The following is a 14,942-nucleotide window of genomic DNA, read 5'->3' as shown; positions in this document are numbered from 1 at the left end:
TCAGGCGGGAGGAAAATACTGCGCTCTCAGCGCTTATTTTGAATTTACATGATTAATAAAGAGGGACTGAACATAATTTACATAATTCTCAGGCGGATCAACCAGATGAACCCCTATCCCGCTTTTTGACTCGCCGATAAGACCCAGCATGGTCCTTACCGACCGTGCAACCCTTCCCGTAAGGGGAATCTCCTGAGTATTGGGTAAATTCATTTTAAAACTTATAATATTTCCGTCATTAACCCCCATATTGGTCTTAATGAATATTCCTGTCTCGGACAGATCATTTGTAATGGCAGTCTTTTCCACCGGAGACTGGAATTTGACTTCAAGCCGTTTTGCCACTCTGCCTGTCTTGCGTTTTTCCATAATCAAAATCTTATTTATATATTTATAAAAATATTGTAAATTAGTCAAGTATAATCTAATAGAAGGTAAATTAAATGTTTATTATCAAAGTGATAGAATTTATAGGAACGGCATTTAAAGGCCCTGTTGAGGAAACCGGAAGGATTTTACTGCTTTTTTATTCTACAATTAAATGGCTTTTTAGACCTCCGTTTGAATTAAAGAATACCACTAAACAGATGGTGGAAATAGGCGTTAATTCCCTGCCTGTCGTGCTCATTACAGCCGTATTTACGGGCATGGTGCTTGCGCTTCAAAGTTACACGGGGTTTAAGCGTTTTGGCGCTGAAAGCCTTGTAGGCTCTGTCGTTGCCCTGTCAATGACAAGAGAACTCGGGCCTGTGCTTACGGCGCTTATAGTCACCGGCCGTGCAGGGGCGGCAATGGCCGCGGAGCTCGGGACCATGAGGGTCACAGAGCAGATTGACGCATTGGAGACCCTCGCCACTAATCCTATAAAATATCTTGTGGTTCCGAGATTTATATCAGGAACCATCATGCTCCCCGCCCTTGCCGTAATCGCAGACATCATAGGCATAATCGGCGGATATTTCGTCACCGTAATAGTTTTTGGAACAAGCCCGAACCTATATATGAAGATGACATGGGATCACCTTAAAATGGATGACATATACCACGGGCTTATAAAGGCAGGGTTTTTTGGGGCAATCCTTTCGCTTATCAGTTGTTATAAAGGCTTCTACACACAAGGCGGGGCAGAGGGCGTTGGAAAGGCAACCACAGGCGCTGTTGTCATCTCGTCCATGGCAATCCTGATTTCCGACTATTTCCTTTCAGCGTGGTTATTTAAATAATGGATACACTGATTAACATTGAAGATGTCCATAAGTCTTTCGGGAGCAACTATGTCCTGAGGGGCGCTAATTTAAAAATAATCAAGGGGGAAAGCGTTGTCATCCTGGGAGGCAGCGGTTCTGGAAAAAGCGTGCTTTTAAAGCACATCATTGGACTCCTGATACCTGATAAAGGCTCTGTGATAGTTGACGGGTCTGACCTGTCAAAACTTGATGAGAATGACTTAAATGAACTGCGTAAAAAGTTTGGAATGCTTTTTCAGGCGGCGGCATTGTTTGACTCAATGAATGTCTGGGAAAACGTGGGTTTTGGATTAAAAAGACACACAAAATTATCCGCTACGGAGATAAAGGAAATTGCCGTGGAAAAACTCGGACACGTAGGGCTTACAGGCATAGAAGACCGCATGCCTTCCGACCTTTCCGGCGGCATGAGAAAAAGGGTCGGGCTTGCGAGGGCTATTGCGATGGAGCCTGAGATACTTCTTTATGACGAGCCTACCACAGGACTTGATCCTATAATGGCTGATGCAATCAATGACCTTATCGTTGAGATGCGGGAGAAACTAAAAATCACGTCAGTCGCCATCACGCATGACATCAAAAGCGCTTATAAGATTGCAGATAGGATTGCAATGCTTTATAATGGAGAAATTATAGAAACAGGTTCGCCTGATAAAATCAGGAATACTTTAAATCCGATTGTAAAACAATTTGTTGAAGGCAGCGCAGTTGGGCCGATTGTAATTGAGGGATTAAAAAGATGAAGGGCATATCAACAGAGCTTAAGGTCGGGATATTTGCAATAGTAGTGCTTCTGGCCCTTTCCTATATGACATTTAAGGTCGGCGGGCTGGGCACCGGGTGGAAAAAGGGATACAGGCTATATGTCTCATTTGACAACATAAGCGGGCTTGAAGAAAAATCAAAGGTCAAGGTGGCAGGTGTTGAGGCGGGAATTATAGAAAGAATCGTCCTCTCAGAGGGACGCGCAAGGCTCATCGTACTGCTAAAGCCTGAGGTTGAAATACACAAAGACACAAAGGCGTCCATTAGGGTAGCAGGACTCTTAGGCGACAAATATCTCGCCCTTACAAGCGGAACGTCTTCTGAACCTCTGCTAATCGATGGAGAGGCGATAAAAAATACCGAATCAGCCCTTGATATTGACGCGCTTGCACAGAAACTTACATCAGCCGCAGGCTATATAAGCGACCTTGCTGAAACGCTTACAGGCACCTTCGGGACATCAGAGAAAGAGGCGATAAAGGAATCAATACAAAACCTCAGGGAAATAACAAAAAACTTCAATGAAATATTAAAGGAAGACAGGGAGCCTTTGAATAAGACTCTCGTAAAACTTGAGAATTTTTCCAAAACGCTTGGCGACAAGGGGCCAGGGCTCGTTGACGATCTGAGGGATGTAGCGCAAGAATTGAAAGAAACCATAAAAGAAAACAGACATTCCTTTAAGGACAGCATGGAAAACATAAAATCATTTTCTGCATCTGCCGACAAGCTTGCGCAAAAGATAGACAAGGGCGAGGGAACTTTAGGAAAACTTTTCAAGGACGACACTCTCTACAATTCCGTAAATAAATTTGCCGACAATGCAAATAAGTTTGCAGAAAGCGCCGGCAAAGGGATGGAAACCGTAACCAATCTGAGGACGTTTATGAATTTCCGTTCGGAATATCTTTTACATGAAGGCGAGTCAAAGGGTTATTTTGATCTTATCCTGCAGCCCAGAAAAGACAAATACTATATACTCGGTATAGTATCAGATCCGATAGCTTCAAGTACAACTACAGTCCAGGTGAATGAAGGTAGAGAAACACAGGAGGAAGAAATAAAGAGAAAAACTGAATTCACCGCACAGTTTGCAAAGCGTTTTGAAGATTATGCCCTGAGAATCGGCATGGTGGAAAACACCTTCGGAGCCGGAGCGGATTATTTCTTTAAGAAAGATAAGGCAAAGTTAAGCGTTGATATTTGGGACTTCAGCGCAGACGAGGCAAAGGCGGACAAGGCGCATGCAAAGATAGGGCTGGACTACAAAATCTTCAAGCACCTGTTCGTAACCGCCGGCATTGACAACCTCCTGAACTCAAACTACAGGGGAATATACGTTGGAGGCGGCCTGCAGTTTGAGGATGAAGACTTTAAATACATATTCGGAGGAGGAGGCGCCCCAAAGCTGCCGGGAAAGTAACAAAAATTAAACTACGCCGCAGTCCCATCATTTTGGGACGAGGGATATAAACTGTCATTCCGGCTTGTCCGTCCCGATATATCGGGATTCAATAAGGATTCCCGACATGCGGAGCCTGTCCCGACTTGTTTGGGGCTTGCGGGAATGACAAGCAAAATAATATGAACAAACTATGTCTTATCCTTGCCTTACATAATCATCAGCCGGTCGGCAATTTTGACCACGTCGTTGAAGATGCATATCAGAAGTCTTATCTGCCTTTTTTGAAAATACTTGAGAAACATCCCGGGATAAAACTTTCACTTCATTATTCAGGCAACTTGCTGCTCTGGCTGAAAGACAAGCACAGCGATTTTTTTGAACTGCTGAAGAAACTGATAAAACAGGGCCGGATAGAAATGCTGTCGGGCGGATTTTATGAACCCATCATACCCGCCATCCCTGATGACGACAAGACAGGCCAAATCAAAAAGCTTAATGATTTTATAGAAAAAGAGCTTGGTTATAAGCCCAAAGGCATGTGGCTGACAGAAAGGGTATGGGAGCCTGCCATGCCAAGATACATAGCAAAGGCAGGCATTGACTATTTCCCTGTTGACGACCACCATTTCAAGCTTACCGGGCTCACGGACAAAGACTTGTACGGATATTTTATTACAGAGGATGAAGACTATGCGGTCAATGTATTTCCCGGAAACGAACAGCTCAGATACCTTATCCCGTTCAAAGATGTAGATGAAGTCATGGCATATTTAAGGGGCATCTTTGAAACCTCAAATCTCAAATCTCATCCCGACTTATTCGGGACAAATCTGATATGCATGGCTGATGACGGAGAGAAGTTCGGCGTATGGCCTGACACATACAAACACGTTTACACCAACGGCTGGCTGGAACGCTTCTTCAGCGCCATAGACAAAAATTCAGACTGGCTGCAAACCACAACCTTTGCAGAATATATATCAAAAAACCCGCCTGCCGGAAGGATATACCTGCCGACTGCGTCTTACAGGGAAATGGGCGAATGGGCGCTGTTTCCTCCGGCTGCAGAGGAATATGATGATGCGCTGAAATCATTAAAAAACTTAATCGGGGACAAAAAAGCGCATACCCTCCTGCGCGGCGGCTTCTGGAGAAATTTCCTTTCAAAATATCCCGAGAGCAACCACATACATAAAAGGATGTACCAGATAAGCAGAAAGGTTCATAAAGCAATAAACAAGTTAAAAGCTGAAAATCAAAAATCAAAAAAAACTCATTACGCGTCACGAATTACGCATCACGATTTATTAGATGAATTATATCAGGGGCAGTGCAATGACGCATACTGGCACGGAATCTTCGGCGGGCTTTATCTTCCGCACCTGAGGGCCTCGCTTTACGCTCACCTGCTCAAGGCAGAGGCGCTTTCTGAGCAAGCCCTTGCCCTTATGCCATATCACGAAATAAATGACATTGACAAAGACGGGTATAAGGATATTTTTCTGGGCACCCAAGCCCTCAGTCTTTTTTTCACGCAGAAGGGAGGCGCCCTGTGCGAGCTGTCTTATAAGGAGAAAGCCGTCAATATCATGGACACATTAAGCAGAAGATACGAGGCATATCACAGAAAATTATCAAAATGCGGGGATGCTCAGGAGCACTCAGAAACCGCAACAATCCACGAAAGGCTTGTCCTCAAAGAACAGGACCTTGCAAAGCACCTTGTCTTTGATTCGTACAGAAAGGCCTCCCTCATTGATCATTTCATTTCAAAGAACACCACCATAGAACAGTTCCGGGGGAACAGTTACAGTGAGTCAGGGAATTTCATAGAGGCTCTGTACACCATGAAGTCCGGTGAAAAAAAGAATTCTCTTGAAACAGAGTTTTCAGCGGCAGGAGAAGTAAACTGCGCTCAGGATGCCCGTCCTCTGCCTGTCATGCTTGCCAAAAAAATATCTGTCAGAAAGGCATCGCCTGAGATTGCAGTATCGTACAAAATAAATCCCTGCGCAGAAACGAAAAGTGAGAAATCGGAGATCAGTAGCCATCTCAGCAGGAATTCATCTTTTTGCATTGAATTTAATCTCTCATTTCTCGGTTCCCCGGAGCCGGTGGTTGAGACACTTTCAAAGGGAAAAACAAGCAGGTGGGGAATAACATCCATAACAGAAGCAAAAAAGATAAGCATGCTTAATATCACATACGGTTATCTCGGCGTCTCTGCAATTTTTGAATTTAACAGTCCGGTAAATCTCTGGCAATTCCCGGTGGAGACCGTTTCCTCCTCTGAAGAAGGCATGGAAAGAGTTTATCAGGGAACCACTTTTATAATCTTCCCTGAGCCCGAACTTATTTCAGGGGAGGAAAAGCAATTCGGTTTTGTGATAACATTAAAAGACGTTTAGTTGTCATTGACCAGAAAATACGTTTAAATCTGTCATTCCTGCGTAGGCAGGAATGACAGTCCTTTGCAAAAAATATCTGGATTCCCGCTTAAAACCTGCGGGAATGACGGACGAAGATGATTTTAATACTTTTTTGTGATTCTGACACTACGCTAAACAAGGAAAATCATGGGTAAATTTTACAAAAGGCTGATTCTGACAGTTGCGCTTATAACCCTTACCGGCATGCCGTCATTTGGAGGCGCTCCCGAGCCATTGGAGAAAACAAATCCCGTACATGTTGTAAGGGATTCGGTGCTTTCTTATTTTCTGCCTGTAACCGGTAAAATCGTCGGGGTTGAAAATGAAATGGCAAAGGTCAGGTTTCAGTCCAATAAAAAACTTACGGAAGGCATGAGACTTTCCGTATTCAGGGAAGGAGCGCCGTTTTACCATCCAGTAACAAAAGAACTTATCGGCAAGTCGGAAATATTCACAGGAAGGGTTGAAATAAAAAATGCCTCTGACGGGACATACATATGCGCAATTATAAAAGGCGCGCCAAAGACCGGAGACATCGTAAGGATTACTTCCTCAAGGATAAAGCTTGCCTTTTTTCAGGACCGGAAGGCTGATTGGACCATATCCGAGGTCTTTTATTACTCACTTAAAGAGACAGGGCGTTTTGATATCATTGAGTCATACACTAAAACCTATGAGCCTAAGACATTAGCCGGCATAGCAGAAGACCGCGGCGCAGAGGCAGCGCTCTTGTTTTCCACCCATGCAAAAAGCGGGGCAGTATATTTAAATATAAAACTGTTCTGGACCGAAGATGCAAAAAACTTTGCAGAGATTAATGAGCCGCTCGGCGCTGAGCTTATTAATGCGCTTAAAAGCGGGGATGAGCTTATCCCAATTGCCGGCGTCACAGAATTGCCGCAGATGGGTTATGAGATTGCGGTAGGACGGTTTATCACAATTGGAGACGTAGACGGCAACGGCAAAAAGGAACTTCTTGTCAGCGACGGCAGCAACATAAGGATATACAGTTACAAAGAGGAGCCTAAAGAGCTATGGTCAATAACCGGAGGCGCAGACGAGAATCACCTTTCCATTGACGCCCTTGATGCCAACCATAACGGCAAGGCGGAGATATATGTCACCTCCATTAAAGGCGCTGACACCTTGAGATCATATGTATTGGAATATAATCCCGTTGAAGGTTATAAAAAAATCTGGGACAGGGCGCCGTATTTTTTCAGGGTCATCGGGACAACTCTTTTGATGCAGGCTTCAACGCCCAATGAAATTTACAGCGGGCCGGTATACGAAGCGCAGTGGAAGGACGGACAATATTATTTAGGCAAAGCGCTCAGACTGCCTCCGGAAGTAAATATTTACGGTTTTGCGTTTGTTGACTGGTCAACCATCCGCCCGGGGCAGAACAGTGAAAGGCCGAAGGGTTCATTGCCGCCGATGATTCTGTCTTTTGATAATAAAGGTTATCTGAATCTTTATAATATGGGCAGTGAGGCCTCCCCAAAGGTGGAATTAATCTGGAGAAGCAAGGATTCTTACGGGGGTTTTGATATTTCTTTTGACAAAAATACTTTTTCTATCGTTAATCCCGCAGAGAAATGGTTTGTAAAAAGGCGGCTGCTGACTATCAGAACCAGCCGCGGACATGAAGTTTTGGCAGTCAAAAGGATTTATTTTGCAAATACAGTGCCGGGATTAGGGTATAAAAGCACTGCAGTTTATTCACTCCATTGGGACGGTAGTACAATGGATGAAGCCTTAATTCTGGAAAATCTCTCAGGAGGAGTAAGAGACTACTGGGTAGAGGGTGAAGACCTGTTTCTCATTGCCGGGTCTAATCTGTCTGCATTTCTGACAAAAGCGCTTTCAGGCGAGTTCTCAAAGGGCAGCGCTCTTTACTATTACCATTTAATAGATGAACCTTAAACACGTTGCAATAATCATGGATGGAAACGGCCGATGGGCTGAGTTAAGGGGATTGTCCAGGATTGAAGGTCACAGGGAAGGCATAAAACGGGTGCGTGAGATAATAGACGCATCAATAAAATTAAACCTGAAGGCGCTCACCCTCTATGTGTTTTCCATGGAAAACTGGCAGAGACCTAAAAAAGAAGTCAGCGCCCTGATGGAGCTTTTAGTCCTTTACCTTAAAAGTGAAATGCGCAAATTCGCAAAGGATAATGTGGTATTCAGGGCCATAGGAGACCTTGAGAAATTCCCGGTAACCATTCAAAAAATGCTGAAGGAATTTGAAAAGATAACTGCCAAAAACACCGGACTAATGCTGACAGGCGCCTTGAGCTACAGCGGAAGAGAAGAGATTATGAAGGCGGTTAAAAAAATGCTTGAAACTGGGATCGGGCCGGAAGAAATCAACGAAAAAAGCATTGAGAATTATCTGTACACGGCAGGGATCCCCGACCCTGATCTGATAATACGCACCAGCGGCGAGATGAGATTAAGCAACTTCCTGCTCTGGCAGGCGGCGTATTCTGAATTTTATTTTACTGAAACGCTCTGGCCTGACTTTGGAAAGAAAGAATTTCTGTCAGCAGTCATGGAATACAATAAAAGAGAAAGGAGATTCGGCACAGTTCCGAGTAAAAAGTAACTGGATTTGAAAAACGCAGGAAGACTTACCACAGCAGCAATTGTTCTGCCTCCCCTGATTGCTTATATTTATTTTCTGCCGCCGTTTCCTTTCTTCTTAGCGCTTCTGGCAGCAGTAAATATTCTTGCACTGCGTGAATTCTATATTATGTACAAAGTGCCGGATAAACTTTACATCCCCGGACTATTAACCGGATGCGTGTTGTTTTATATATCATGCAGACATCCCGCATATTTCCCGGACGGAATTTTTATCAGCCTGTTTTTATTATTGGTGATAAGGCTTTTTTTATGGAAAGCCCCTTCAGGATGCATGTCTGAGATCGGCCCGCTCGGGGTTGGTTTTTTTTATGTTTCATTTCTCAGCTTTCAATGGTTTTTAAGAGGAGAGCCTTCAGGCTTAGCGTATATCTTCATGCTTTATGCCTCGGTATGGCTTGCAGACAGCCTGGCTTACTATATCGGGAAACATTTTGGAAAACATAAACTCTATCCTGCCATAAGCCCTAAGAAAACAATTGAAGGCGCCTTTGCATGTGTGCTGGGAGGAGCTGTTGGGGCAGTTATTATAAAACTTTTTTTCGGCCTCCATATTTTTACCATTCCCGGAGCCGCGGCTGCCGGCGCGCTCCTCGGTATAGCTTCAATGACCGGCGATTTAATAGAGTCAATGTTTAAGCGGGATGCAGGAGTAAAAGACTCGGGCAGTTTAATCCCGGGACACGGCGGCATACTTGATAAGATTGACGGCTTTCTTATTGCAGGGCCTGTCCTTTATATCCTGCTGAGGATTATATAAGCAGACAATGCGAAAAAAAATAATCTCCATATTAGGCTCAACCGGCTCCATCGGCAAAAACACCCTCAGGGTTGTCAGCCGCTATCCTGAAAGGTTCAAGGTCGCAGGCCTTGCCGCAGGCAGCAATATCAGGGCGCTGGAATCGCAGATACGCATTTTTAAACCCGAGGTTGCCGCCGTCTCTGATGAATTTGCCGCAGAAATGCTCAGAAAGAAAAATCTTCCATCAAAAATTTTAAGCGGCGTGCAGGGACTGATGGAGGTTGCCACCCTGAGGCGCGTTGATACTGTCGTCTCCGCCATATCAGGTTCAACCGGTCTTATGCCTACGTTTGCCGCCATAAAGGCAGGAAAGGATATAGCGCTTGCCACAAAAGAAATCCTTGTAATGGCGGGTGAAATCATCATGGCAGAGGCATCAAAAAGAGGGGTCAGGATAATCCCTGTGGACAGCGAGCACAGCGCCGTATTTCAGTGCATTGACGCCAGAAACCATAAAGAAATAAAACGCATAATACTGACTGCCTCCGGCGGGCCGTTTCTCCGGAAAAACATCTCAGAATTAAAGACCGTTACTCCGCGGGAGGCATTAAAACACCCCAACTGGTTTATGGGGAAAAAAATTACAATAGACTCAGCAACACTTATGAACAAGGGGCTTGAGGTGATTGAGGCATATCATCTGTTCAACCTGCCGGTTCATAAAATAGACGTTATTCTTCATCCTCAGAGCATAATCCATTCTATGGTAGAATTTATTGATGGAAGCATCATGGCGCAGATGTCGGTTCCTGATATGAAAGGACCGATATGTCATGCCCTGTCATATCCTGAGAGGCTGAACAATGTGCTTCCTTCTCTCAATATGGCAAAAGTCGGGGAACTCTCTTTTGAAAAACCTGACAGAAAGAGATTCCCATGCCTGCAGCTTGCATACAATGCGCTTAAAACCGGAGGAACCATGCCTGCAGTGCTTAATGCAGCCAATGAAGAAGCAGTAGATGCATTCTTAAGCAAAACAATACCCTTTACGAAAATTTATGACACAGTTGCAGGGACAATGAAAAAACACAAAACTTTAAAATGCAAAAAGATTGAAGACGTCATCATGGCGTCTGAATGGGCAAAGAAAAAGGCAAAGGAGCAGATAAAGCATATTGCGTTATAGCGCTTGCCTGCCGGTAGGCAGGTTCATAGCGTTATAGCGTAAAAATCCCCCCTGCCCCCCTTTAAGGGGGGGGAGAAGGGGGTTGGTATAGAGAGGGAATAAAATGACATTTTTCTGGGCAATAGTACTTTTAGGCACTTTGATATTTGTACATGAACTCGGGCATTTTATCTTTGCAAAACTCAGCAGGATACGGGTGCTGAAGTTCTCGCTGGGCTTTGGCCCAAGGCTCTTCGGCAAAAAACTCGGAGATACTGAGTACATGATCTCTGCCGTACCCCTCGGAGGTTATGTGAAAATGCTCGGTGAAGAGCCGGGAGAAACATTAAAAGAAGCAGACAAGGCAGAGGCCTTTAACCATCAGCCTGTGAAAAAAAGACTGGGGGTTGTGCTTGCAGGTCCTGTATTTAACCTGTTTTTTGCCGTATTGCTTTTTGCCGTTATGTTTTCAGTTGGAATGCCTGTATTAATTCCTGAGGTTGGAGAAACAGTAAAAAACTCTCCGTCTGAAAAGGCAGGCCTCATCAAGGGGGATGCCATATTCCGGATAAATGACAGCAACGTAACGCAGTGGGCAGAACTCAGCGATGTTATCCATAAAAGTCCCAACAAAAAAATAACCCTCATGATAAAAAGGGCTGACAGAGTTATTTCAATTGATGTAGTGCCTGAGATAAAAAAGGCTCCTAATATCTTTGGCGAAGAGGAGGAAATAGGACTAATAGGCATTGCGCCCTCAGGCAAAACATTTACCAAGAGAGAGCCTCTGCCTCAGGCCGCTGTAATGGCAGTGCAGAAAACATGGGATATAATAGAGCTTACGGTAATCGGAATCGTCAAACTTTTTCAGAGAGTCATACCTGCCGATAGTATAGGCGGCCCGATACTAATACTTCAGATGGCAGGGAAGCAGGCTTCTGCTGGCTTTCTTGATTTCTTTTTATTCATGGCAATTATAAGCATAAACTTGGGAGTCCTGAACCTGCTTCCGATACCGGTGCTTGACGGAGGGCACATGCTTTTCCTGTCAATAGAGGCTTTGAGGGGCAAGCCTTTAAAAGAAAATACAATGATGATTGCACAAAAGGCAGGGATTTTTATCATAATTTCACTGATGGCCTTTGCCCTTTATAATGATCTCTTGAGGCTTTTTACGGGTAAGATGCCGTGAAATCAGACACAGCCAATAAAAAGCCTGCATCAATCAAAAGACTGACCTCAGCAGGCGGGGTCATATTCAGAAAAAGAAATGACGGCATTGACATAGCGCTTGTTGCCGTGAATCCCGTTAAGAGGCTTCTTTCTGCCGGGGTAAAAAACCGTTGGTGCCTGCCGAAGGGCATCATTGATAAAAATGAGAGTGAAGAGCTGACAGCGGTAAGAGAAGTGCGGGAGGAGACCGGCCTTAGCGGAGAAATCATCGGTAAGATAGGCTCTATTTCCTACTGGTATTTTTTAACGGATGAAAATGCAAGACTTAATAAAACAGTGCATTTTTATCTCATGAAGTATGCCTCTGGCAACACTGCAAACCACGACCACGAGGTGGATGATGCACGGTGGTTTCCGGCAAATGAGGCCTTGGAGAAATTAACCTACAAGGGAGAACGGGAAATACTGCAAAAGGCGATAAAACTAATAGAAACAAGGTTAGGGGTTAGGGGTTAGGGGTTATAATAAACCAAGGAGTAAACATAAGAATGAACATTGCAGAAAAATTGATTTCATCTCATCTTGTTTCAGGCGTTATGAAACCGGGGCAGGAGATAGCAATTTCCATAGACCAGACGCTCACGCAGGACGCCACCGGCACCATGGCATATCTTGAGTTTGAGGCCTTAGGCCTTCCAAAGGTAAAGACAAAACTTTCGGTGAGCTATGTGGACCACAACACCCTTCAGACAGGGTTTGAAAACGCAGACGACCACAGATTTCTGCAGTCAATAGCAGGCCGGTACGGACTTTATTTTTCAAAGCCCGGCAACGGCATCTGTCATCAGGTGCATCTTGAGAGGTTTGCAAAACCCGGTCAGACGCTTCTCGGCTCTGACAGCCATACGCCAAATGCCGGAGCGCTCGGCATGCTCGCAATCGGCGCTGGCGGACTCAGCGTTGCAATGGCAATGGCAGGAGAGCCTTTTTACATGGTCCTGCCCAAAATAGTCCGTATTAATTTAAATAAAAGACTTTCAAAATATACAACTGCAAAAGACATAATACTTGAGGTATTAAAAAGACTCACAGTCAAGGGCGGCGTCGGAAAGATAATTGAATATTCTGGAAGCGGATTAAAACACCTCACCGTGCCGGAAAGGGCGACAATAACCAACATGGGCGCCGAGCTTGGCGCAACATCCTCCCTATTCCCATCGGATGAACAGACAAAGACATTCCTCATGGCACAGCAGCGCACAAAGGACTGGAAGGCATTAATGCCCGATCCTGATGCGGGCTATGATGAAGAACTAAACATAGAACTTGATAAAATAGAGCCGCTTATCGCAGTCCCTTCAAGCCCTGACAATGTTATGACTGTTAAAGAAATTGCAGGCCTGCCTGTCCGGCAGGTCTGTATAGGAAGCTGTGTAAATTCCTCTCTCATGGACCTTATGCTTGCCGCTAAGATTCTTAAAGGCAAGACAATCCACCCTGATGTAAGCCTTACGATAAGCCCGGGCTCAAGACAGGTCTTTTTGATGATTTCAAAAAATGGAGCCCTGACCGACCTCATAGCTTCAGGCGCAAGACTGCTTGAATGCGCCTGCGGCCCCTGCATTGGTATGGGGCAGGCTCCGCCGAATGATGCCGTATCGCTCAGGACATTTAACAGGAATTTCCCAAGCAGAAGCGGCACCAAAAATGACAAAGTTTATTTATGCAGTCCGGTTACAGCCGCAGTGTCGGCAATTACCGGCAAGCTGACAAATCCAAAAGACTATTTTCAAGGGTTCAAGGGTTCAAGGGTTCAAGGGTTCAAGGTCAATCTTCCTAAAAAATTCATCATAGATGATTCAATGATAATCCCGCCTTTAAAAAAACCTGAGAAGGTCGTCATCCAGAGAGGACCTAACATAAAACCCCTCCCCGTAAGAGGCGCTCTTGAGGAGTCTTTGAAGGTCCAGGTCTTATTAAAAGCAGGGGATAATATAACCACTGACGACATAATGCCGGCAGGCTCAAAAATTCTTTCTTTAAGGTCCAATATCCCGGCCATTTCAGAGTATGTGTTTTCAAGGATAGACCCAACATTTCCTTCAAGGGCCAAGGTAGCAGGCGGCAGTGTAGTGCTTGGCGGGATGAATTACGGGCAGGGCTCAAGCAGGGAACATGCAGCGCTGGCCCCGATGTACCTTGGAGTTAAGGTTGTCCTTGCAAAATCATTTGCGCGCATCCACATGGATAACCTTATAAACTTCGGCATACTTCCTTTGACAATACAGCCGGAGGTCTATGATTCAATTTTGCAGGATGACGAAGTGGAATTTCCAAACCTTGCAAAAGAGGTGAAGGAATCATCAGAGGTCACACTTGTTCATGTTAAGACAGGCAGTATTTATAAAGCGGTGCACAATCTTTCGGAACGGCAGAGAAAAATCATTCTCGCAGGCGGATTGCTGAACTTCAGAGAAGGCAAATAAAATATTGCAGACTTCCTAACATGGATTACTAACTGTTTTTTCCTCTGTCTTAGAATACAAAGGGCACTTGTCATAATTTTTATTCTTGCAATACCCGTGAAGTTGAAAAAAATTTGGCAGATGCGGGTGTTCCATTGCACTGCAAAATAATACCGCGAAATCTGACAGCTCAACCAAATCGGGACATTTCTTCATTTTAAATTGTCTCCCTTTCATCTATTGTAATAAAAATACAGCAATCGTTTAAGCAATATTAATGCTAAATATTAAAAGAGGATTTTTATTTAATAAAATCAATTAAATAAGCGGTCCTCAGGAAGGAGATAAATATTTAAATGGGTGCGACATTTGTTGACAAATTTCAGGTTATAGCAAAAAAAGTTGCAGGCAGTATAATTTCTTAATGCCTAATTATAAAGCTCAAATGCCAAATGAAGATTAGAGTTCAGGATTTGATATTTGGATTTTGGAATTTGACATTATCTCAGTTTTATCCCGTTGCTTCCCTGATTGACTCTGCGGTTATTTGGACAAGACTTTTTAGCTCCTGATTTGAGATGCTTAATGGCGGCATCAGAACAATGATATTTCCAAGCGGCCTTATGATAAGTCCCTTTCCACTTGCAATACAGCAGACCTTCCAGCCGATTTTTTCCTCAATCTTATACGGCTCTTTTGTTTTTTTGTTCTTCACAAGCTCTATCCCAACCATAAAACCTTTTTGCCTTACATCTCCGACCTGGGGAAAATCAGATATTTCTGCAAGTTCTTTTTTCAAAATCTCAACCTTCCTCTGCATCTTTTGCATTGTCTTTTCTTTTTTGAAAATTTCAAGATTTGCAAGGGCAGCGGAGCATGCAAGCTGGTTTCCGGTATAAGTA

13 protein-coding genes are annotated in these 14,942 nt (G+C 44.2%); 11 read left to right on the top strand and 2 right to left on the bottom strand.

What is annotated here, in order from left to right; translation table 11 throughout:
- Positions 1-33: 33 nt before the first annotated feature.
- Positions 34-369, bottom strand: a complete 336-nt coding sequence (locus tag HZA10_05490; protein ID MBI5195753.1) for a PilZ domain-containing protein — start codon at positions 367-369, stop codon at positions 34-36.
- A gap of 74 nt (positions 370-443) precedes the next feature.
- On the opposite strand from HZA10_05490, the gene HZA10_05485 reads away from it, so the two are divergent.
- The 11 genes from HZA10_05485 (at position 444) to HZA10_05435 (ending at position 14,061) form a co-directional block, all read left to right on the top strand.
- On the top strand, positions 444-1,223 hold the full coding sequence (locus tag HZA10_05485; protein ID MBI5195752.1) for an ABC transporter permease: 780 nt from the start codon (positions 444-446) through the stop codon (positions 1,221-1,223).
- Positions 1,223-1,990, top strand: a complete 768-nt coding sequence (locus tag HZA10_05480) for an ABC transporter ATP-binding protein (GenBank protein ID MBI5195751.1) — start codon at positions 1,223-1,225, stop codon at positions 1,988-1,990. The genes HZA10_05485 and HZA10_05480 overlap by 1 nt, the downstream gene beginning before the upstream one ends.
- Positions 1,987-3,435, top strand: a complete 1,449-nt coding sequence (locus HZA10_05475; GenBank protein MBI5195750.1) for an MCE family protein — start codon at positions 1,987-1,989, stop codon at positions 3,433-3,435. Before HZA10_05480 ends, HZA10_05475 begins: the two co-directional genes overlap by 4 nt.
- Positions 3,436-3,596: 161 nt before the next feature.
- Positions 3,597-5,825 (top strand): DUF1926 domain-containing protein, encoded by a 2,229-nt coding sequence (locus tag HZA10_05470; protein MBI5195749.1) that lies wholly within the window; start codon positions 3,597-3,599, stop codon positions 5,823-5,825.
- 168 nt (positions 5,826-5,993) lie between these two features.
- Positions 5,994-7,772 (top strand): VCBS repeat-containing protein, encoded by a 1,779-nt coding sequence (locus tag HZA10_05465; protein ID MBI5195748.1) that lies wholly within the window; start codon positions 5,994-5,996, stop codon positions 7,770-7,772.
- Complete coding sequence (locus HZA10_05460) at positions 7,762-8,457, top strand: isoprenyl transferase (GenBank protein ID MBI5195747.1); 696 nt, start codon at positions 7,762-7,764, stop codon at positions 8,455-8,457. Before HZA10_05465 ends, HZA10_05460 begins: the two co-directional genes overlap by 11 nt.
- 6 nt (positions 8,458-8,463) lie before the next feature.
- Entirely contained in the window at positions 8,464-9,255 is a 792-nt protein-coding gene (locus HZA10_05455; protein MBI5195746.1) for a phosphatidate cytidylyltransferase, read from the top strand.
- Positions 9,256-9,262: 7 nt separating this feature from the next.
- Positions 9,263-10,423 (top strand): 1-deoxy-D-xylulose-5-phosphate reductoisomerase, encoded by a 1,161-nt coding sequence (locus tag HZA10_05450; GenBank protein MBI5195745.1) that lies wholly within the window; start codon positions 9,263-9,265, stop codon positions 10,421-10,423.
- A 103-nt stretch (positions 10,424-10,526) separates the two neighbouring features.
- Complete coding sequence (gene rseP, locus HZA10_05445; GenBank protein MBI5195744.1) at positions 10,527-11,594, top strand: RIP metalloprotease RseP; 1,068 nt, start codon at positions 10,527-10,529, stop codon at positions 11,592-11,594.
- Complete coding sequence (locus HZA10_05440; GenBank protein MBI5195743.1) at positions 11,591-12,091, top strand: NUDIX hydrolase; 501 nt, start codon at positions 11,591-11,593, stop codon at positions 12,089-12,091. The genes rseP and HZA10_05440 overlap by 4 nt, the downstream gene beginning before the upstream one ends.
- A 26-nt stretch (positions 12,092-12,117) precedes the next feature.
- Positions 12,118-14,061 (top strand): aconitate hydratase, encoded by a 1,944-nt coding sequence (locus tag HZA10_05435; protein MBI5195742.1) that lies wholly within the window; start codon positions 12,118-12,120, stop codon positions 14,059-14,061.
- 490 nt (positions 14,062-14,551) lie between these two features.
- Here HZA10_05435 and HZA10_05430 read toward each other — a convergent pair.
- Positions 14,552-14,942, bottom strand: a 391-nt coding sequence (locus tag HZA10_05430) for an aminotransferase class III-fold pyridoxal phosphate-dependent enzyme (protein ID MBI5195741.1), incomplete at its 5' end; no start/stop codon positions are given.

It is taken from the genome of Nitrospirota bacterium, assembly GCA_016212185.1.
Lineage (GTDB): Bacteria > Nitrospirota > Thermodesulfovibrionia > UBA6902 > DSMQ01 > JACRGX01.
Note: the sequence above shows the minus strand (reverse complement) of the source record. Positions and strands in the feature narration are given on the sequence as shown.

Coding starts and splice junctions, on each gene's coding strand:
- HZA10_05490 (MBI5195753.1), bottom strand. CDS start 369: ATGGAAAAACGCAAGACAGGCAGAGTGGCAAAACGGCTTGAAGTCAAA.
- HZA10_05485 (MBI5195752.1), top strand. CDS start 444: ATGTTTATTATCAAAGTGATAGAATTTATAGGAACGGCATTTAAAGGC.
- HZA10_05480 (MBI5195751.1), top strand. CDS start 1,223: ATGGATACACTGATTAACATTGAAGATGTCCATAAGTCTTTCGGGAGC.
- HZA10_05475 (MBI5195750.1), top strand. CDS start 1,987: ATGAAGGGCATATCAACAGAGCTTAAGGTCGGGATATTTGCAATAGTA.
- HZA10_05470 (MBI5195749.1), top strand. CDS start 3,597: ATGAACAAACTATGTCTTATCCTTGCCTTACATAATCATCAGCCGGTC.
- HZA10_05465 (MBI5195748.1), top strand. CDS start 5,994: ATGGGTAAATTTTACAAAAGGCTGATTCTGACAGTTGCGCTTATAACC.
- HZA10_05460 (MBI5195747.1), top strand. CDS start 7,762: ATGAACCTTAAACACGTTGCAATAATCATGGATGGAAACGGCCGATGG.
- HZA10_05450 (MBI5195745.1), top strand. CDS start 9,263: ATGCGAAAAAAAATAATCTCCATATTAGGCTCAACCGGCTCCATCGGC.
- rseP (MBI5195744.1), top strand. CDS start 10,527: ATGACATTTTTCTGGGCAATAGTACTTTTAGGCACTTTGATATTTGTA.